Source organism: Bradyrhizobium sp. AUGA SZCCT0431, assembly GCF_018131065.1.
Taxonomy (GTDB): Bacteria; Pseudomonadota; Alphaproteobacteria; order Rhizobiales; family Xanthobacteraceae; genus Bradyrhizobium.
Window position 1 is genome coordinate 20,479 of record NZ_JAFCLR010000025.1, and the last position, 18,922, is coordinate 39,400.

15 protein-coding genes are annotated in these 18,922 nt (G+C 62.6%); 7 read left to right on the forward strand and 8 right to left on the reverse strand.

Annotated features, from left to right (window positions below):
- The first annotated feature begins 107 nt into the window (after positions 1 to 107).
- Entirely contained in the window at positions 108 to 1,034 is a 927-nt protein-coding gene (locus tag JQ567_RS23385; protein WP_212440983.1) for a DMT family transporter, read from the forward strand.
- An 83-nt stretch (positions 1,035 to 1,117) separates the two neighbouring features.
- Here JQ567_RS23385 and JQ567_RS23390 read toward each other — a convergent pair whose 3' ends face one another.
- Positions 1,118 to 1,291, reverse strand: coding sequence for a hypothetical protein (locus JQ567_RS23390; RefSeq protein WP_212440984.1), 174 nt, complete (start codon positions 1,289 to 1,291; stop codon positions 1,118 to 1,120).
- A gap of 219 nt (positions 1,292 to 1,510) precedes the next feature.
- On the opposite strand from JQ567_RS23390, the gene JQ567_RS23395 reads away from it, so the two are divergent.
- The 3 genes from JQ567_RS23395 to JQ567_RS23405 are packed head-to-tail and all read left to right on the forward strand — an operon-like array spanning position 1,511 to position 5,401.
- A complete protein-coding gene (locus JQ567_RS23395; RefSeq protein ID WP_212440985.1) occupies positions 1,511 to 3,901 on the forward strand; it encodes a xanthine dehydrogenase family protein molybdopterin-binding subunit in 2,391 nt (796 codons plus the stop codon).
- Positions 3,841 to 4,749: a 2-dehydro-3-deoxygalactonokinase gene (locus JQ567_RS23400; protein ID WP_212440986.1), complete on the forward strand. Its 909-nt coding sequence runs from the start codon at positions 3,841 to 3,843 to the stop codon at positions 4,747 to 4,749. Before JQ567_RS23395 ends, JQ567_RS23400 begins: the two co-directional genes overlap by 61 nt.
- Before the next feature lie 13 nt (positions 4,750 to 4,762).
- Positions 4,763 to 5,401 (forward strand): 2-dehydro-3-deoxy-6-phosphogalactonate aldolase, encoded by a 639-nt coding sequence (locus JQ567_RS23405; protein WP_212440987.1) that lies wholly within the window; start codon positions 4,763 to 4,765, stop codon positions 5,399 to 5,401.
- Between the two features lie 131 nt (positions 5,402 to 5,532).
- On the opposite strand, the gene JQ567_RS23410 is transcribed toward JQ567_RS23405, so the two are convergent.
- Both JQ567_RS23410 and garD read right to left on the reverse strand, forming a co-directional pair.
- A complete protein-coding gene (locus tag JQ567_RS23410) occupies positions 5,533 to 7,272 on the reverse strand; it encodes a glycosyltransferase family 39 protein (protein ID WP_212440988.1) in 1,740 nt (579 codons plus the stop codon).
- Between the two features lie 347 nt (positions 7,273 to 7,619).
- Entirely contained in the window at positions 7,620 to 9,164 is a 1,545-nt protein-coding gene (gene garD, locus JQ567_RS23415; protein WP_212440989.1) for a galactarate dehydratase, read from the reverse strand.
- A gap of 213 nt (positions 9,165 to 9,377) precedes the next feature.
- Between garD and JQ567_RS23420 the strand changes: the two genes are divergently transcribed.
- Entirely contained in the window at positions 9,378 to 10,439 is a 1,062-nt protein-coding gene (locus tag JQ567_RS23420) for a ketopantoate reductase family protein (protein WP_212440990.1), read from the forward strand.
- Between the two features lie 84 nt (positions 10,440 to 10,523).
- Positions 10,524 to 11,396, forward strand: coding sequence for an alpha/beta fold hydrolase (locus JQ567_RS23425; protein WP_212440991.1), 873 nt, complete (start codon positions 10,524 to 10,526; stop codon positions 11,394 to 11,396).
- Positions 11,397 to 11,482: 86 nt separating this feature from the next.
- Here the strand turns inward: JQ567_RS23425 and JQ567_RS23430 are convergent, their stop codons facing one another.
- The 4 genes from JQ567_RS23430 to JQ567_RS23440 form a co-directional block, all read right to left on the reverse strand.
- Positions 11,483 to 13,477, reverse strand: coding sequence for an AI-2E family transporter (locus JQ567_RS23430; RefSeq protein WP_212440992.1), 1,995 nt, complete (start codon positions 13,475 to 13,477; stop codon positions 11,483 to 11,485).
- A 299-nt stretch (positions 13,478 to 13,776) separates the two neighbouring features.
- Positions 13,777 to 13,911, reverse strand: coding sequence for a hypothetical protein (locus JQ567_RS38665; RefSeq protein ID WP_283816544.1), 135 nt, complete (start codon positions 13,909 to 13,911; stop codon positions 13,777 to 13,779).
- Positions 13,912 to 14,260: 349 nt separating this feature from the next.
- A complete protein-coding gene (locus tag JQ567_RS23435; RefSeq protein ID WP_212385849.1) occupies positions 14,261 to 14,413 on the reverse strand; it encodes a hypothetical protein in 153 nt (50 codons plus the stop codon).
- Positions 14,414 to 14,591: 178 nt separating this feature from the next.
- Positions 14,592 to 15,842, reverse strand: coding sequence for a multidrug effflux MFS transporter (locus JQ567_RS23440; protein WP_312017453.1), 1,251 nt, complete (start codon positions 15,840 to 15,842; stop codon positions 14,592 to 14,594).
- A gap of 954 nt (positions 15,843 to 16,796) precedes the next feature.
- Between JQ567_RS23440 and hemC the strand changes: the two genes are divergently transcribed.
- The gene (gene hemC, locus JQ567_RS23445) at positions 16,797 to 17,786 is read left to right on the forward strand and encodes a hydroxymethylbilane synthase (protein WP_312017454.1); all 990 of its coding nucleotides are present in this window, start codon (positions 16,797 to 16,799) and stop codon (positions 17,784 to 17,786) included.
- 58 nt (positions 17,787 to 17,844) lie between these two features.
- Here the strand turns inward: hemC and JQ567_RS23450 are convergent, their stop codons facing one another.
- Positions 17,845 to 18,804: a sugar ABC transporter substrate-binding protein gene (locus tag JQ567_RS23450; protein WP_212440993.1), complete on the reverse strand. Its 960-nt coding sequence runs from the start codon at positions 18,802 to 18,804 to the stop codon at positions 17,845 to 17,847.
- Positions 18,805 to 18,922 lie beyond the last annotated feature (118 nt).

The window sequence follows — 18,922 nt, forward strand, 5'->3', positions numbered from 1 at the left end:
CGACAATTTATCAGACCGACTTGCATTTTTAAAGTGTCATGGCTAGTGTAACTTTCGATTTTAAAGTGACTGGCTGCCGCCGGGCGGCTGATCGAGGTGGCGACGTCATGAACAGAATCGTACTCGCCCATGCTGCCGCGGCGGCAGCGGCCTTGATCGCAGGGGCTGCCGTCGTTGCCACGCGCTCCGTCATTGGAGAGATCGACCCGATCTCGCTGGTCTTCTACCGCTATCTGATCTCGATCGCCTGCTTTGCGCCGTTTCTGCTGGCGATGTGGCCGCGCGGCGGCCTTGCGCTATCCGAGTGTGCAAAGATCGCCGGGTTCGGGATTCTGTTCTTTGTGCTTTTTCCCTGGGCCTTCAATGCATCGCTCCAGTACGTGCCGGCCGCGCGTGGCGCGGTTGGTCTGGCGACGATACCGATCCAGACCCTGATCGTCGCAGCTGCCTTCGGCCGAGAGAAGCTGACCACCGCGAAGGTGGCAGGTGTCGTGCTGGCGTTTTCAGGCATCGCCGTGGCGTTTGGCACCGCTGCATTCGGGCGGGGAAATACCGATTACATGGTCGGAGACGCCCTGATGCTCCTGAGCGTCTTCTGCGCCGCCATCTACTCCGTTTTCAGCCGCGCAACCCTGATGCGCCACGGGCCGATTTTCGTCACGGCATTGGCGATGGCATTCGCCGTCGCTGTCTTGTTGCCGGTTGTTGGTCTCCAGCAAGGCAGCGCTGCTCTGCCGGCGCTCAGTACAAAAGGATGGATCGCGGTGGTGTTTCTTGGCACAGTTGCCGGTGTTCTGCAGTTTTCGCTTTTCATGTGGGCATTGCGCTGGCTGCCGCCGACGACAACCGTGTTGTACCTGACGCTCAATCCGATCACGGCGATGGCGCTGGGCATCGCGATGCTCGGCGAATCGCTGACGGTGGAGCTGGTCGCCGGTATGGCCCTCGTTCTCGTCGGGATCCTGGTTGGCACCGGTGTCGTCTCGGCCAACAGGAATTGGGCCCGGCAGACGTCGTCGGGCCCGGCCCGCTAGAGGAACACCTCGGTTCGGGATGTCCGCTTGGTCCTGCCCAATCGACCGGGTCCAGATCGGACCCGGCCTTCGGAGATCCACCCTCAAGCGTATCGTGTCGGCGCAGGGCCGCTCACCGGCATTTTGATGAAGTCCTTGTAGGGCATGTGAATATCGATCCACCGAATCCTTCCACCGGACACGGCGTCGAGTTCGACGATCGAAAGCTGACTGCTTTCACCTGAAAGCAGGTCGGTTTCGCGTTCCTGGGTGATCATTTCCATCTCCTGTTGCTGATCAGCGCCCTTTGTCGCGCAGGCGAGGCACGCATTCTGTGATGGCGAGCACAGGCCGGATATTCGGCCTGCCCCCACACCTTCGAACGGTGCGCGAGGCCGCCGACAGCGCCGGCAACCCAAATTCGACGGGGCAAGGAGGGTGGCGGTCTCCGCAAGCGCCCAATATAACCCTTGTTGCTTCGCCAAGGAGGTGAGTGGTTGCGCGATCGTTATCAAGGCAAGTCCCTGAACCGGCTGGAAGATGTTCGCTTCCTCACCGGGCGCGGGACCTATGTCGCCAATGATCGCGTGGCTGATGTGCTGCACGCCCATGTCGTCCGCTCGCCTCATGCTTTCGCCCGCATCGTCAAGCTCGGTCTGGACGCGGCGCGCGCGCTCCCCGGCGTCGTGGCGGTGCTTTCCGAGGCCGACCTCGCGGCCGACGGGATCGGCGAATTGCCCTGCGTCACCGTGATTGACGCGGTCGAGCCGATCATCGCGCCGCCGCGCCCCGCGCTGGCCCGTGATTTCGTGCGGCATGTCGGCGATCCCGTCGTCCTCATTGTGGCGGAGACGCTGGAGGCGGCGGTGGCGGCCGCCGAAGCGGTCGACATCGCCTATGAGCCCAAGCCCTGCGTCACCATGGCGACCGCGGCGCTAAAGCCGGACGCTCCGCTGCTTTGGAAGGAGGCGCCGGGCAATTCCGCTTTCCTATTCCATAGGGGCGACGCGGCGGCAGTTGACCTGGCAATGGCAGAGGCCGCGCATATCGTCGAATGCGACCTGTTCAACAATCGCGTCGTGGCCGCTCCCCTGGAGACGCGCGCCGCGATCGGCTTTCATGATCGCAAGACGGATCAATTTCTGCTGTCGGTGACCGGTCAGGCCGTCCACGACACCCGCAAGGTGCTAGCTAGCGCCGTCTTCAAGATTCCGCTCGAGCGCTTGCGCGTGGTGGTGCCTGATGTCGGCGGCGGTTTTGGGATGAAGAACTATGTCTATCCCGAATATGTGCTGGTGCTGTGGGCCGCAAGGAAGCTCGGCCGCCCGGTCCGCTGGGTCTGCGAACGATCAGAAGATTTCGTCAGCTCGGCGCATGGCCGCGATTTCTTTTCCCGTGCGCGGCTCGCACTCGACACCGACGGCCGGTTTCTCGCGCTGGAAGTGAAGGCGGTCGCCAATATGGGCGCGTATCTGTCGACCAGCGGCCCGATCAGCTCCACCAATGCGGCCGGCAGCGCGATCGGCGGCGTCTATGACATCCCCTCGGTGTTTTACGAAGTGCGCGGCGCTTTCACCAACACGCCGCCGATCGACGCCTATCGCGGCGCCGGCAAGCCCGAAGCCAATTATCTGATCGAGCGGCTGGTGAATCTTGCAGCGATCAAAACCGGCATCGACGCCGTCAAATTGCGCCGCCGCAACATCGTCAGCAGGTTTCCGCATCGCACCGCGATGGGCATGAAGATCGACGGCGGCCGCTTCAAGGCCAATCTGGACGACGCGGTCGCGCTCGCCGATCGCGACGGTTTTCGCAAGCGGCGCAAACAATCTGACAAGGCCGGCCTGCTGCGCGGCCTCGGGATTGCCTGCTTTCTCGAAACGTCCCGCGGTGTGCCGTTGGAAATGGCGCGGGCCGCGTTCGAGGCCGACGGTACGGTGTCGCTGGCGGTCGGTACGCAGTCCAACGGTCAGGGCCACGAGACCGCCTATCCGCAGGTCGCGGCCGACCTGCTCGGATTGCCGATCGATGCATTCCGCTTCCAGCAGGGCGACACGGATTTTCTGCCGGGCGGCAACGGCCATGGCGGCGCGCGTTCGATGCATATGGGCGGTACCGCTTTGGTGATGGCGATTGAGAGGTTGATCGAGAAGGGCCGGCTGATTTCAGCGCATCTGCTGCAGGCGCCCGCCGGCCAGGTGATGTTTGTCGATGGCCGCTTTGTCGTGAAATCCTCCGAGCGCGCCATCGAGATCGGCAAGGTAGCCGATGCCGCACGGGATGCCGCCAATCTGCCGGAGGGATTGACGCCGGGGCTTGAGGGAAGCGCGACCAACAGTTCCGAGCTCTACAATTTTCCGAACGGTTGCCATGTCGCGGAAGTCGAGATCGATCCCGATACCGGCGTCGTGCGGCTCGATCGCTACACCATCGTCGATGATTTCGGCCGCCTCATCAATCCGCGCGTGGCGCTCAGCCAGGTGCATGGCGGGGTGGCGCAAGGCATCGGACAGTCGCTGCTGGAGCACATCGTGTTCGATCCCGAGGGGCAGCTGCTCAGCGGCTCCTTCATGGACTACACGCTGCCGCGCGCGCAGGACCTGCCGAATTTTGCCGGCGGCCTGAACGAATCGGCGCCGACCAAATCGAATCCGCTCGGCGTAAAAGGAACCGGGCAGGCCGGCAGCATCGCCGCGCCGCAAACCATCATGAACGCCGTGCTCGATGCCTTGTCACCGCTCGGTATCAATGAACTGGACATGCCGGCGACGCCGTATCTGGTGTGGAGCGCCATACAGAAAGCACGAACATCAGGACGGATTTCGAAATGGGCCAGGCCGCCTATGTCGCCGTCGATTGGGGCACCAGCAGCTTCCGGCTTTGGCTGATGGAAAGCTCCGGCGACGTGCTGGCGGAACGACGCAGCGATGAAGGCATGATGGCGGCCGCCAAGATCGGCTTTGCCGCCGTGTTGCAGTCGCATCTCGATGCCGTCGGCGCCGCCGATCACCTGCCTGTCATCATCTGCGGCATGGCGGGCGCCCGGCAGGGCTGGGTTGAAGCGGGATATATCGATACGCCGGCAAGCCTCACATCCATCCTGCAGCGTGCCGTCCCGGTTCCCGGTCAATCCCGCGATATCCGCATCCTTCCAGGCATCGCGCAGCGCGACCCCAAAGCGCCGGACGTGATGCGGGGCGAAGAGACCCAGTTGCTCGGTGCCCTCGGCGCAGATGGTGAAGCGCTGGTCTGCATGCCCGGCACCCATTCGAAATGGGCGAGCGTGCGTGGTGGGACCGTCGAACGCTTCACCACGTTCATGACCGGCGAACTCTTCAGCGCCGTATCGCAAGGGACGATCCTGTCGCTGGCCGTGGCGAACGCGGGCGAAGCCGTGGATACCCAGGCCTTCAGATCGGCTGTCGTTGCCGCCTTTGAGGCGCCTGCATTTGCGGCCAATTTGCTGTTCCAGGTGCGCTCGGGTCAGCTTCTATTTGGCGGCAGCCCGGCCTCGGCCCGCGAGAAAATATCGGGAACCCTGATCGGCCTCGAACTGGCGGCGGGACTGGCCGGCGATCGGTCGAGACGCGACATCACTTTGGTCGCGTCAGGCAGGCTCGAGGCGCTGTATCGATTGGCGTTTGACAGTCTTTCCGTTGCGGTCCAATCCATCGATTCCGATGATGCGGTCCGCCGCGGTCTTGCCTTGGCTGCCAAGGCCATCTGGACTTTATAGAAGGACCAAATTTGTGAACCCTGTTCCATTCCCGCCGATGAAGCGTCCGCTGGTCGCGATCCTGCGCGGCGTGAAACCCGAAGAGGCCGAGGGCATCGTCGACGTGCTGATCGAAAACGGCATGACGGCGATCGAGATCCCGCTCAACTCCCCGGATCCGTTCCGCTCCATCGAGATCGCGGTCAAGAAGGCTCCCGCCGATATCCTGATCGGCGCGGGCACCGTGCTGACGCCGGAGGATGTCGAGCGGCTCCATAACGTTGGCGGGCGGCTGATGGTTTCCCCGAACGTCGACGCCGAAGTCATTGCCAGCGCCTGGGACCGCGGCATGGTCACGATGCCCGGTGTGTTTACGGCGACGGAGGCGCTGCTGGCGGCGAAGGCCGGGGCTTCTGCGCTGAAATTCTTTCCGGCCGGTATTCTGGGCGCGTCGGGAATAACCGCGATCCGCGCCGTTCTTCCCGCAGGCCTGATGATCGCCGCCGTGGGCGGCATCTCCGACAAGAATTTTGCGGAGTACACCAAGGCCGGAATTCACGCCTTCGGTCTCGGCACCAGCCTTTACAAGCCGGGCATGACCGCGGCCGAAGTAGCCGAACGCGCCAGGGCAACGATCCGCGCCTACGATTTGGCGATGCGGGAACAGAAATAATTCAGCGAACGGCTGCGGGCTTCGCCCTCATCGCCCAACGCGCCATCCGTGTGGACTGCCACCGTCGACTCCATCCTTCAGAAACGTGCGCGACTTTGTCGGCGAATTTCGGGGACAGAACCCGGAGGCAACTACGGCGTGACACGAATCAGCTGACCAGGCTGCGTTGGATCGCTGCGACTGTAGCGCCAGATCGACCGGTCGGGGAACGCTTTGCGCAGCGCGCCGACATCGGTCCCCACACGGGCATGAAGAATGGCCGCGTCCATGGATGGCGGATTGCGCACAAGGTCCCAATCATGCATGCCGAGGCCGCTGGAGGTGTCGTGAATGACGATCGCCTTCCCGGTCACGGCTTGCTGCACCAACCGAAACGGCTCCTGGCGCGAAAACACCTGGAACTGGAAAGCCGTCAGCACCAGCGGCCAGATGCCAACTAGATACAGCACGCAGGCAATCGGAGCGAGCGGCAGCATCGCGCGATCCATCGACCGCTCCAGTCTCGCGGTGACTGAAGGGAGCGCCGAAACGATGGTGACCATCATCAGAGGGAACGCATCGAAGTAAAAGCGAGGGCCATAGCGGTTGCCGCCGTAATCGGCGTAAATCACATAGGCCAGCACGAAGCCCGGAAAAATCAGATCGTAATAGGCGAGCTTGCGGTCCTTGAATTTGAGTACGAGGCAACAACAATACACGATCAGCAAAACCGGCGACGTCCACAACGCAAGTTCGACCAGGCGACCCGCGGTTATCGCCACCCCATTGAAGATCCGCAAGGGGTCGAGGCTTACGAAAATATTGGATACCTCCGGCGTGTTGATGACGTAATATGCGGTGCGGAACGGGCTGCCGGTGATCAGATAATGATAGAGCATCAGCAGCAGCAGTACCGGGATAAGTCCTGCCGCCAGAAGTCCGATCAGGCGCGGCCATGCGTTCCGCCGCTGCCGGGTCAACCACAACAGCGTCGCCGGAATCAGCGGCAATACGTCGAAATAGCGTGTCGCCCCCAGCATACCGACGATGGCTCCCGCCGCGACCAGCCTGTGCCCCCGCGGAATCTCACCATCCGGCAGCAGGCAGAGGCAGAGGCAGAACGACAGGATCAGCAGTGACGAGAGGACGTGCGGAAAATACGAAGCCGCGTTCATGACGTAGAACGGGGTCAGCGCAAAAAGCGCCGCCGCAACGACAGCCGCGGATGGATTACCAACACGCCGGCATAACGCGGCAAGCGCCACGACGCTGCCTCCACCCAGCAAGGCATTTACCGTCCATGGCGGTATTCCCAGCAGCAACCCTGCCGAGAGCACCATCGGCCATGCCGGTGGGGACTGGCTGACCCATTTGGATTCGAAAAGATAGGTGCGGAACGGGATCAAATCCGTCCCCAGGATTGGCGGGGCTTCCCACAATCGAAATCCAGCAAACGCGCGCGCCTGAAACAGATAGCAGTCCTCGTCGCCGGAATTCGGAAACCGGTCCAGGATGAAGTAGGCCACTGCCAACGGCAGCAGCACCGCGGCGATGACGGTCACGGCTATGCACCAATTCGTCCGTGTCCCGATCCAGGAAACGATCTTCCCGGTTATTCGACCAACCTCGCCAACAGAGCTGATTGCAGCGCCGATCATAATGACACCGATGCAGAGCCCGGTTTCGATGGCGAACGTCCAGCGCAGGTCGTCCAACTGACCTGCGCAGTCGCCCGCGATCCGGCCAGGGCATGGTGTCAACCAGAGGGCTCGTTGCAGCCATGGCACAATAAGTACAAACGCAAAACCCAGTCCCAGCAGAGCGAGCCAGCGAGATCGCGGCAACATTCTCCCTTGTCGAACACCCAGCACGTCAAGGCTATCCGCATTCATGGCTAGATCCCTTGCGCGTCACGCATACGATTCAGGCGCTCTCGCTGTTCCACTGCAATGGTAGGACAGCGTGAAGCCAATACGAAAATCGCAAAATAATGCCGGCCGGTAATTCTCGGAAAGGGCTGCAAAACAGGGCTCCTCAATGACGCCGACCAATGCGCGATGTTGCCCTTTTGCCTACGCTAGATTCCGTAATGTTCGCTTAAATAAATCGCATGATTTGAAGCGCCGGGCGCAACGGTCCGGTGGCTTGCGTGCACGGCGCGGGCCTGCCGGCAGGAACAAGCTCGCCAGGCCAATGGTTAAAATATCTTAAATCGAACCCTGAGGCGGCTTGATGCAGCTCACGTCACCGGCCCCGGCGTGAACAGGGTGAGATCGTTGTGGATGCCCCAGCGGTCGGACCACACTTTGGTGCGGCCGCTCGCGACGTCGAGGATCAGGCGGAACAGGTCCCAGCCGGTTTCCTCGATCGTGGCCTCGCCGGTGGCGATGCGGCCGGCGTCGAAGTCGATGAGGTCCTTCCAGCGCCGCGCCAGTTCCGTGCGCGTCGATACCTTGATGACGGGGGCGGCGGCGAGGCCATAGGGCGTGCCGCGCCCGGTGGTGAACACCTGTAGCGTCATTCCCGACGCAAGCTGCAGCGTGCCGCAGATGAAGTCGCTGGCGGGCGTCGCCGCGAAGATCATGCCTTTCTTGCGCACGCGCTCGCCCGGCGCCAGTACGTCGACGATCGCGCTGGTGCCGGACTTGACGATCGAGCCTAGTGATTTCTCCACGATATTGGCGAGGCCGCCCTTCTTGTTGCCGGGCGTGGTATTGGCGCTGCGGTCGGCGTCGCCCTTGGCGAGATAGCCGTCATACCAGTCCATTTCGCGGATTAGCGCGCGGCCGACATCCTCGTTGGCGGCACGCCGCGTCAACAGATGAATGGCGTCGCGCACTTCGGTGACTTCGGAGAACATCACGGCCGCCCCGGCGCGCACCAACAGATCGGCGGCGAAGCCGAGCGCAGGATTGGCGGTCACCCCCGAAAACGCGTCCGAGCCGCCGCATTGCAGGCCGATCACAAGGTCGGAGGCGGGGCAGGTTTCGCGGCGGCGCGCATTGAGCACGGCAAGCCGCGCGTCCGCCATTTCCATGACGGCGTCGACGATGGCGCCGAATCCGTCGAACGCCTCGTCCTGCATCCGCACGACGCTGCTGTCCGTCCCTTCCGGAAGCAGCCGCTCGGGAACAAGTTTTTCGCAGCCGAGGCCGACCACCATGACCTCGCCGCCGAAATTCGGGTTCAGCGCGAGGTTCTGCAGGGTGCGTATCGGCACGATCGCCAGCGGCGCATTGATCGCAACGCCGCAGCCGTAATTATGCGTCAGCCCGACGACGTCGTCGACATTGGGATATTTCGGCAGCAGTTCGGCCTTGATGCGCTTGATCGCAAATTGCAGCGTGCCGGCGACGCATTGCACGCTGGTCGAGATCGCCAGCACATTCTTGGTGCCAACCGAACCATCGGGATTGCGAAACCCTTCGAACGTATAGCCTTCAAGCGGAGCCTGCGGAGCGGGGACGGCGGTCGCGAGTTCGAGGCTGTCGAGCTCGGGCGGCGTCGGCATGTCGATGCGCGCTTCGTCGACCCATTCGCCGGCCAGGATCGATTTTGCCGCGGTGCCGATCACCTCGTTGTAGCGGCGGATCGGCGCGCCCGGCGCAATATCCGACAGCGCCACCTTGTGGCCCTGTGGCACGAAGGTGCGCAGCTCGAGACCGCAGGCAAAACGGCTCTTCGCCGGCAATCCGAGATCGTTGACCACGATCGCGACATTGTCGTTGGGGTCGAGGCGGATGTAGCGCGGCTCAAAGGCCTGCGCCGTCGCAGTTCCCGTCACAAAATTCTCCTTAAGCGTATTCCTGCGGCATCCCCGCGCCAGTCCGGACAAGTATAGGCCGTTTTGGCGAATATATGAAACTCACGCACCTGACGCATGGCGATGATCAGCTGCCGCACGCATTCAGCCATTGTGACGAGGCGGGCCAGTGCGCTAGCCTCGGTGCCAAGAAAATGTACCAAGAAACGCCAAAGAGAAAACGAAGGGGCAAGCATGGGCAAGAAGATAGCGATCGTCGGAGCCGGCGCCGTCGGCGGATATGCCGGCGCGCACATGGTGCAGGCGGGCGAAGACGTGACGTTCATCGATCCCTGGCCCGAGCATGTCGAGCATATGCGCAAGCACGGCCTGCGCGTCACGCACGCGATGGATGTTCCGGAATTCTCGGTTCCGGTACGCGCGCTGCACGTCACGGATGCGCAGCAGCTTGCGAAGGAGGCGCCGGTCGACATCGCCTTCGTCTGCATGAAATCCTACGACACTGCCTGGGCCACCATGCTGATCCGGCAATATCTGGCGCCGGACGGCTATGTGGTGTCGCTGCAGAACTGCATGAATGAAGAAACCATCGCCGGCATCGTCGGCTGGGGCAAGACGCTCGGCTGCATCGCCAGCAGCATCACGGTCAATTTGCCCGAGCCCGGCCACATTCACCGCGGCGCCGGCAAGCACGGGGCCGCGCACACGGTGTTTCGCGCCGGTGAAGTGCACGGCCGCATCACGCCACGGGCGGAGGAAATCTGTCGCCTGGTCGGTTACACCGACAGCGCCAAGGTCACGAGCAATCTGTGGGGCGAGCGCTGGTCCAAGCTGGTCGCCAATGCGATGGGCAACGGGCTCTCCGCCTGCACCGGCATGACCGGCGGCCAGATGCTGGAGAGCGAGCCGATCCGCCGCTTCTCCACCCGGCTCGGCAGCGAGGCCATTCGCGTCGGCCAGGCGCATGGCTATCAGCTCGAGGAGATCCTGCATCTGCCGCCGGAGACCATCGCGCGGGCCGGCGAGGGCGACGAGGCGGCGATGCGCGCCTGTGACGAGCAGCGTTTCGCGGACGGCAAGCGCACGGCATCAGGGCAACGTCCCTCGATGGGCCAGGACATGCAGAAGGGCCGGCGCACCGAAATCGAATTCATCAACGGCTTTGTGGTTGATGAGGGCGAGAAGGTCGGGCTTGCGTGCCGCGCCAATGCCGCGCTGACCGATATCGTCATGCGCGTCGAACGGGGCGAGCTGAAGCCGGATCCGCGGCACATCACCGAGCTGCGGTTGAACTGAGCCCAAGGCCGCGCGCGATGGCAGGTCAGGCTCGGTGCTGTCGCCGCGCTGGACCTCTGCTGCGCCAGCCTTTAAGTAATCCCGATGGACATTGCATCGGACGCGCCGCAGTCGCGCTATTTTCAGTCGCAGGGGCTCAAGCTTCATTTCACGGATTGGGGTAACGCGCAGGCACCGCCATTGCTGCTCGTGCATGGCGGCCTCGATCACTCCCGCAGCTGGGATTATCTGGCGCGGGCGCTGGCTGCGGATTATCACGTCGTGGCGCCCGATCTGCGCGGCCACGGCGATTCCGGCTGGGCGTTCGGCTCCAGCTACAGCCTTGCCGACCACGTTTACGATCTGACTGGCCTCGTGAAAGCGGAAGGTTTTGAGAAGGTCGCCATCGTCGGCCATTCGATGGGCGGCATGGTGAGCCTGACCTATGCCGGCGCCTTTCCGGATAGAGTCTCGAAGCTGGTCGTGCTTGACGGCGTCACCAATTTTCCGGCGCGGCGCCCCAAACCCGCCGACGTCAGGATATCGGATTGGGCCGGCGACCTCGACAAGCTGGCGCAGCGGAAAATCCATCGCTATCAGACCGTGGCCGACGGCGCCGATCGGATCGTCGGCCGCAACCCGCGGCTGACGCGCGCGCAGGCGATGCATCTGGCCACCCACGGCATGAAGCGCAACGACGACGGCAGTTTTAGCTGGAAGTACGATCCCTATTTGCGCGCGCGTGCGCCCTACCGGCTGTCGCTCGAAGACAATATCGGGCTGTGGTCACGCATCGCGTGCCCGACATTGCTGGTCGCGGCCAGCGAAAGCTTTCTGCCCGATCCCGAGAAGGCCGGCGTGATGTCGCATTTCAAGCACGCCGAACTCGCCAAGATCGCCGGCGCCGGCCACTGGCTGCAGCACGACAGACCGGATGAGGTGCTTGGGCTGATCCAGCGGTTTCTTGGAAGCGAGTAGTAGCGTAGCCCGGATGAGCGAAGCGATATCCGGGATTTTCATTTCCCGGAATCCCGCATATCGCGTTGCTCATGCGGGCTACGTGCTTACGCAACCTTGAGCGCTGGTGTAGCACGGCCCGGCGGTTCATCGATTTCCTCCACACCGGCAGCCGTCCGGCAGATCATCATCGCTTCACGCAAGGTCCCCGCGGCAATGTCGGCTTTGGCCGCCTCCCGCAGTTCTTCCAGCGATTCCTTGTCGAGGTTCTCGGCCCAGCAACCGAGCATGATGATTGTGGCCTTTGGCAATTGGCGACGAAGCCGCCGAACCGAGTACCGCATATGGGCGGGACTGCTGGCGTCGAGGTAGGACAGGCAGACGATCGCGACAGCGGTGAAATCCAGCTGCACGATCCTGGTCGACGAAAGGGCGTCCGCAGGCTCGACCCGTGCACCGAGGCCATGCGCGTTGGAAAGCTGCGCAAACAGCACCGCGGCGGCTTCGTCGAGCGGGGTGCGTCCGGCCAGGCAGAGCACCGGCGCTTCTCCCTGCCAGCTGGGCGGTAGATCGGCTTTTTGCACGACCGGCAAATTGCTTGATATCGCGGCATCCGGGACGGTTTCGACCGCGGCCGCCGCCTCCGCATCCAGGGTCGGCGAGGTCACCTCGGGGATCGAATCATCCTGGGTGGAAAGGTCGCTGGCAAACTCGGTAACGGCGTCGCGAATCTTGATCATGCGCGCCTGGTCCAGGGCGTCGCGCTTGGCATCTGCCTGCGCCAGTTGAAGGCCTCTCAGGGCGACCTCGTCGAAATAGGAAGACAGCGATTTCTCCTTCAGGAATTCTTCGGCCTTTCCTGCCGCCTCGATCGGATCGCCGGCAAGCATTCGCTGGTAGAACATTTCCGGCGGCGACAACGCAGGCCTGTCGCCAAAAATCACGTCGAGAAATTCGAGCCGCTCGACATGGCGTCCGAGGACGACGAGGCAAACCGTCAAGGGCGTTGCAAGGACGAGCCCGATGGGCCCCCACAATGCGGTCCAGAACGTCGCTGAAGCGACGATGGCGACGGGAGAAAGTCCGGTGCTCTGGCCGTAGGCGAGAGGCTCCACCACCTGGCTGATGATCGGTCCGACTCCCAGAAAAAGCACGACCGTCCATACGAGCATCGACCAGCCGGGATCGACGGCGGCCGCCAACGCCAGCGGAAAAGCCGCCGAGATGGCTGTGCCGATGTAGGGGACGAACCGCAGCACGGCCGCCAGAATGCCCCAGAGGATCGCGCTGGGAATACCTATGAACGATAGTCCCGCCCCGATGATCACGCCGAAAGTGGCGTTGATCATCAACTGAGCCAGAAACAGCCGGCTGAGACGCGTCGCCGCATCGTCCAGCGCCGCTGTCGTGCGTTGCAGATCATGCGAGCCCGCCAATCGAATTAGGCGGTTTCGCAGATCCTCACGCTGGATCAGGATGAAGATGACGAAAATGATGATGATGCCGGTGGTCGCAAGCGGGTTGAGCAATGGTGCGATCAGGGTTCGCAGGTTCTCCAGGGCTCCCGGGTCGGGCTGGCGCACTTCAACGGGGATCGGCAAGGCCGTGACGGCAGCATTTGGCGCGCCAAGACGCGGGATCGCCCCGCGGACCGATTTGTCATCCTTTGGCCTGTCGAGCTCCCGGCTCAACTCCTGGAGCATATCCGCCGCGCGCTCGAGGGTGCCGCTGCTCGCCGTGACGCCGCGCACCGACTTGATCTTTTCACGCATCGTCGATTGATAAACCGGCAGGTCTCCGGCCAGCTGGGTCAATTGATTGGCGATCAGGGTGCCAAGGCCGAAGATCACGGAGAATGCCAGAAAGACGATGCCCACGACCGCCAGGCTGCGGGGAACGCGGGCGCGCTGCAGCAATCCGACCGGCGGTCCGAGCACAAAGCTGAGAAGAATAGCGAGCGCGATGGGTACGAATATTTCTCGTCCGAAATACAGCGCCGCAATGAACAATGCGGCGAGGATCGAGCAGGCGACGGCACTCAGCAAAGCCAGCAACTCGTCCATCGTGCGTCCGGTGCTGACTTTTCGGGTGATCAAACTCATTGAAGCTTTCTAAGGCGGGGCGGGAAGTAGATGCCGGCGGAACAAAATGGTCTGAATATCCAGTAGTGAACCAAGGCGCGACCGGCGCATAGGTTGCACTGGTTGGGGCAGCCTATTCACCGGAGACCACGGAACCATTTTGCGAACTGCGAACCAGCCTTTCTTCGAAGGCACTTTGGCGAGCAGGTTGCCAGCCCGGTGCGGTCCGCGACGTCGAACTAATCCGGCAGCAACGCGTTATTCCTGATGCAAAAAGGCAAACCACGCTGCGCCGGCCCAATGGACATGCAGCCCGTCGATCACAGTTCGACGAGGCCGGCACCGTTGCTGCCTGCAATGCCCGGCTCGGACGAAGCGGATCGTTTGAGAGCATCACTGCCGAAAACCAAACTGACCAGAGCCGATGCTGTCCGCGCTGCGAAGGCAAGAATCATGCGGCGCAATTCACTGCGAAAGCAGCGGCTGGCGCAAAAGGCATGACACCGGAAAAACCTCAGCTCCTGGAATCGTTTTCTCGATCCAGCTCTTGAAGGTATGACAGCCCATGCACGGTCAAGCGGTGCTCGTTCGTCTCACCGTCGATGTATAATTTCATCAGATGCCTTGAAAGACGCTCGCGGGTGCCCTTCGTCTCGGAACGGTCCGCAAGGGCGCCGTATATGCTCAGCGCGCGGTCAACGGGTAGCGTTTGCATTGGGCCATCTCATCGGTTGAGTTCGATCTGAAGAGGTAAAGCCCGCTCCTCCGTATCGTTCCGGAATTATGCTGATGCAATTGTAAGCGTCAGGTTCGGAAAAACACGAAATAGACAATTGCCAGAGTGACCACGGCAATACTCAGGCTAATGAGGAGCAAAAACAGTATCGACGGTCCAGGTTCGGCCTGGCGAGCTTCCGTTGGCGTTTCGATAATGACGCCGTGTTTTTTGATGGCCATACGGTTCCTTCGCTCGTTCCAGCGTTTCCTGGGCATTGGCAGATAGCCCCCGGATCGAGGTCGGGTTGGTCGAACACCGGTGTTGGCTATCCCTTGCTGGAGACCAAGCCGCCGGGGTCACGATGGTTCCGGCCAATAAGCGACCCGTTGGCTCTACCCACCCTACGGACCACGCCGTCTAGTACCCCGCCATCTGATGCGGCCGGAACAGCCGGCCCTTTTCCACCACCAGCACGACGCCGAGCGACGCCAGCGTGCACAGGAAGAAGCCGGTCGCGAACGGCAGCAGCGTGCCGTCGTAATCCTGGCCGATCGTGGTGCCGATGCCGATGCCGAGCAAGGTGGTGATCGATCCGTACAGCGACGAGGCAGTGCCGGCGATGTGGCCCTGCGGCTCCATCGCCAGCGCGGTGAAGTTGGCGATCATCAGCCCGAACGCGAACATCATCGACGCCGACAGCGCCATGAACAGCGGCAGGGGCAGCATCTGCAGCTTCACCGCCGCCAGCATGATGGCGGATACGGCAACATAGCCGAGCAGTGCGGCGTGTGAAATCACGCGCATGCCGAGGCGATTGACGAAGCGGGAGTTGACGAAGCCGGCGATGGCGGTGCCGATCGCGATGCCCGCGAACGCAATGGGGAAATAATGTCCGAGCTTGTAGATCTCGGTGAACACCTGTTGCGACGTGAACACGTAAGCGAACAGCGAGCCGAGCACGCCGCCGGAGACCAGCGCATAGCCGAGCGTCTGGCGGTTGGTCACGGTCTGGCGGAAGGCATCGAGGATGTCGCGGACGGCAAGCGACCGGCGCAGCGGGACGGGCAGCGTCTCCGGCATGCGCCACGCGCTCCAGATCAGCGTCACCACGCCATAGGCCATCAGCACGATGAAGATGCCGCGCCATTGCGTCAGCATCAGCACCGCCTGGCCGAACGACGGCGCGATGACAGGCACCGCGATGAACACCATCATCGCCAGCGACATCACGCTCGCCATGCGGCGGCCGGCGTAGCAATCGCGCACGATCGAGGTGGCGATGACGCGGGTTGCCGAGGTGCCGAGGCCCTGCAGCGCGCGCGCCAGTAGTAACGTCTCGAACGAGGGGGCGGCGATCGCAAGCAGGCTGGCAATGAAATAGACGGTCATGCCGCCGAGCAGCACCGGCCGGCGGCCGAAGCGGTCGGACAACGGCCCCATCACGAACTGGCCGACGCCGAACCCGACCAGGAAGATCGACAGCACCATTTGCGGGCGGTTGGCGTCGGTGAGGTGGAACGCGGAGCGGATGTTCGGCAGCGCCGGCAGCATCATGTCCATCGCCAGCGGATTCAGCGCCATGATCGAGGCGATGATGACGACGAATTCGGGGAAGCCCATCGGGCGGTGGCCTGAGGAAACCCAGGCATTGGCATTGATTTCAGACACTTACGACCTCATTTCAGGCTCTGAACCTATTACTTTTGTTGCGTCGCACAATGCCCAATCCGGGATGGCTGCCCGTCGGGCTGGGATGGGGTTGCGGGGTAGCTTGCTGAAAACGAAGGCACACGGTCGCGGCACGAACAGTGCGTTCCCCGCAAGAGGGGGAGGGAGCCGACCTTTCGTGTGGCCGGCCTCTTGCGAAAGAGTCGGTCGGTAAGTTGCTTCTGGTATTCAGAAAATGTGTCAAGCCCTGAAATAAAAAACATTTCTGTTTTCCAGAACAGAAAATCAGTTTACAAGATAGCCATCCCGTCCCACTCAGAGGGCGTCGGCCGTCGTCACGGACGTTGGACGGGTTGCGGTGGACGCTGATGTTGCGATCGACGAGCGCAGCATGAGCGTACGGCAAAGACGCGTGGTCCTGGCGCCCCGTTGCTGGCGTCACGCTCCTGAGAGGCCAAACGCCGATCAGGGGCAACGGTGGCAAGAAAGCCCGTTCACCGGGGAGAGCGCGTTATAAGCCGTAAAGCCATTGCGCAGGGAATGTCGGATCGCCTCCGCTGCCCTGTATGCTCGTGTGCATTTTGTTTTGTGCGAACCGCACGCGAGACCGCGGGTGCAGCGTGCATCCGGCATTCCCTGCGCCCTCTCTTTGAAGGGCGAAAATTACCTGCAAACCTCGGGCGCATTGCGCCGCGGGAACGCGAAACTATATCCTCGTCGTCCCGGACAAGCGAAGCGCGATCCGGGACCCATAGCCACCGAAACCAGCGATGGAAAGAAGGTCGACGAACAGCGCCTCTCAAAACAAGGCGCCGCGGCGTATGGGTCCCGGCCTTCGCCGGGACGACGAGAAAGCGGACTTGTCCCGCCGTAGCCCAAGGGGCGAAGGCGGATTGTCTTACCCGCCCCTTTGCTTTAATCCCCACCCATTGACCGCCTCGAAACGGAGACACCGTGCCAGACCAACCCTTACGCATCGGCACACGCAAGAGCGTGATGGCGCTGGCGCAGACGGATGAGGTCGCGCGGCTGCTGCGCGCCGCCAATCCGGGCCTCGATGTCGAGATCGTCAAGTTCGAAACCCGTGGCGATCAGGACCAGACCAGCAAGCTGCTGCGCCATGGCGGCAAGGGCGGCGCGTTCGTCGCTGAAATCCGCAAGGCCATGCGCGCCGGCGAATTGCAGGCCGCGATGCATTCGCTGAAAGACGTTCCCGGCAATGAGGAGACGCCGGGCCTCGTCATCGCGGCGACGCTGCCGCGCGATGCCGCCAATGATTCACTGGTGCTGCGTCCGGGCCTGTCGTTGGAAACCTTCAAGGCCTCGCGCGGCAAGGGCTTCAAGATTGGCACCAACGCCGTGCGCCGCGCCGCCTATCTGCGCCGGCTGTTTCCGGAAGTCACCGTGATCCATTACCGCGGCGCCGCCGACACCCGGATTGCAAAACTCGATCGCGGCGACATGCAACGGCTTCCCGATGGCGGCGAGGTCGGGCCGGCCGACGCGCTTGTCATGGCGCGCTCGGGCCTCGAGCGCATCGGCATGACGTCGCGCATTGCCTATGATTTCTCCGTCACCGAAATGCTGCCGTCGGTCGGCCAGGGCATCGTCGCGGTCGAATGTGTCGAGAAAGACTGGGTCACGCGCGGGTATCTGGCTGGCATCGAGGACACGTCCTCGCGGCTCTGCGCCGAGGCCGAGCGCGAGGTACTGTGGGTGCTGAACGGCCATTGCAATTCGCCGATATCAGGTCACGCGACGATTTCAGGCAACGAGATGACACTGACCGCTGCGGTGCTGGATGAGACCGGTTCGCGCTTCATCGAGGCGTCGCGAACGGCGGCTGCGGACCGCCCCCGCGAACTCGGCCGCGCGGTTGGCCTGGAATTGCTTGACAAAGGCGCCGCCGAAATCATCGCGCGCAACCGGCCGGACGAGCATTAAAGCGTTTTCGAGCGAAGTGGGCACCGGTTCGCGTGAAGAAAACGCGTCAAACAAGAATCTAGCGCGCGACTTCGCTCCATTCCGGGCAGGTGCGTTGATCGACCGGCACCAGCCACGCCTTGTAGTTGGTCTTGTCGATCACCTCGGCCGGCAGCATCACCTTCTCCGGCAGCGGTTCGCGCTTGAGATGACGCACCGCCGCCCGCGTCGCCGTGCAGCCGATCTTGAACATGTTGAAGTCGACGCTCGCGAGCATGCCACCGGCTTCGATCTGCTTCACCGCCGGGAGAATGCCGTTGATGCCGATCACGATCGCCGTCCGGTTGGCGGCCTTGAGCGCGTCGAGCACGCCGAGCGCCATGCTGTCATTGGCCGACAGCACCGCATCGATCTGCTTGTGTTCAGTGAGCAGCTTCTCCATCCCGCGCTTGGCGTCGGGGGTCTGGTAATTGCCGACCGCCGAGCCCAGCACCTCGATGCCCGGGAATTCGCCGAAGGCACGCTGGTAACCGCGCAGCCGCTCGCGGTTGGTCGGGGCGGCCGGGGTACCCTCGATGACGACGATCTTGCCCTTGCCGCCGAGATGTTCAAACAGATAGCGCGCCTCGCGATACCCGATCTCGAAATCATCGGCGCCGACATAAGTCACAAAACTGCCCGGCAGCGGATTGGAGACCAATATCACCGGAATCCTGGCCTCGTTGAGCAGCTTCACCGAAGGGATCATCGCGACATCATCGACGGGAATGAAGATGATCGCGTCAGGCTTGTCCTTGATGACTTGCTCCACCATCGCCTTCTGTTCGTCGACATTGTCAGGCTGCTTGGGCACGAAGTGCACGACCTTTGCCCCGGCGGTCCGCGCGATCTGGTCGGCGGCAATGCGGAAGGCCTCATAGGCCGGGTTGGTCGAATTCTTGGTGAACACGGCGATGGTCATCCGGTTGTCGGCCGCGGTGGCATGGTGCGCGAACAAAGCCGCTGCGCCGGCTATCAGCATCGCTATCAGATGTCGCATGGTTGCCTCCCTGTGCGTTATTCTCAAGAATCCAACCCCGTCATTGCGAGGAGCGGAGCGACGAAGCAATCCATCTTCACCTTTGCCTTGGCTATGGATTGCTTCGCTTCGCTCGCAA

Coding starts and splice junctions, on each gene's coding strand:
- JQ567_RS38665 (WP_283816544.1), bottom strand. CDS start 13,911: ATGATTCTTGCCTTCGCAGCGCGGACAGCATCGGCTCTGGTCAGTTTG.
- JQ567_RS23390 (WP_212440984.1), bottom strand. CDS start 1,291: ATGATCACCCAGGAACGCGAAACCGACCTGCTTTCAGGTGAAAGCAGT.
- JQ567_RS23420 (WP_212440990.1), top strand. CDS start 9,378: ATGGGCAAGAAGATAGCGATCGTCGGAGCCGGCGCCGTCGGCGGATAT.
- JQ567_RS23410 (WP_212440988.1), bottom strand. CDS start 7,272: ATGAATGCGGATAGCCTTGACGTGCTGGGTGTTCGACAAGGGAGAATG.
- JQ567_RS23430 (WP_212440992.1), bottom strand. CDS start 13,477: ATGAGTTTGATCACCCGAAAAGTCAGCACCGGACGCACGATGGACGAG.
- JQ567_RS23385 (WP_212440983.1), top strand. CDS start 108: ATGAACAGAATCGTACTCGCCCATGCTGCCGCGGCGGCAGCGGCCTTG.
- JQ567_RS23400 (WP_212440986.1), top strand. CDS start 3,841: ATGGGCCAGGCCGCCTATGTCGCCGTCGATTGGGGCACCAGCAGCTTC.
- JQ567_RS23435 (WP_212385849.1), bottom strand. CDS start 14,413: ATGGCCATCAAAAAACACGGCGTCATTATCGAAACGCCAACGGAAGCT.
- JQ567_RS23425 (WP_212440991.1), top strand. CDS start 10,524: ATGGACATTGCATCGGACGCGCCGCAGTCGCGCTATTTTCAGTCGCAG.
- JQ567_RS23450 (WP_212440993.1), bottom strand. CDS start 18,804: ATGCGACATCTGATAGCGATGCTGATAGCCGGCGCAGCGGCTTTGTTC.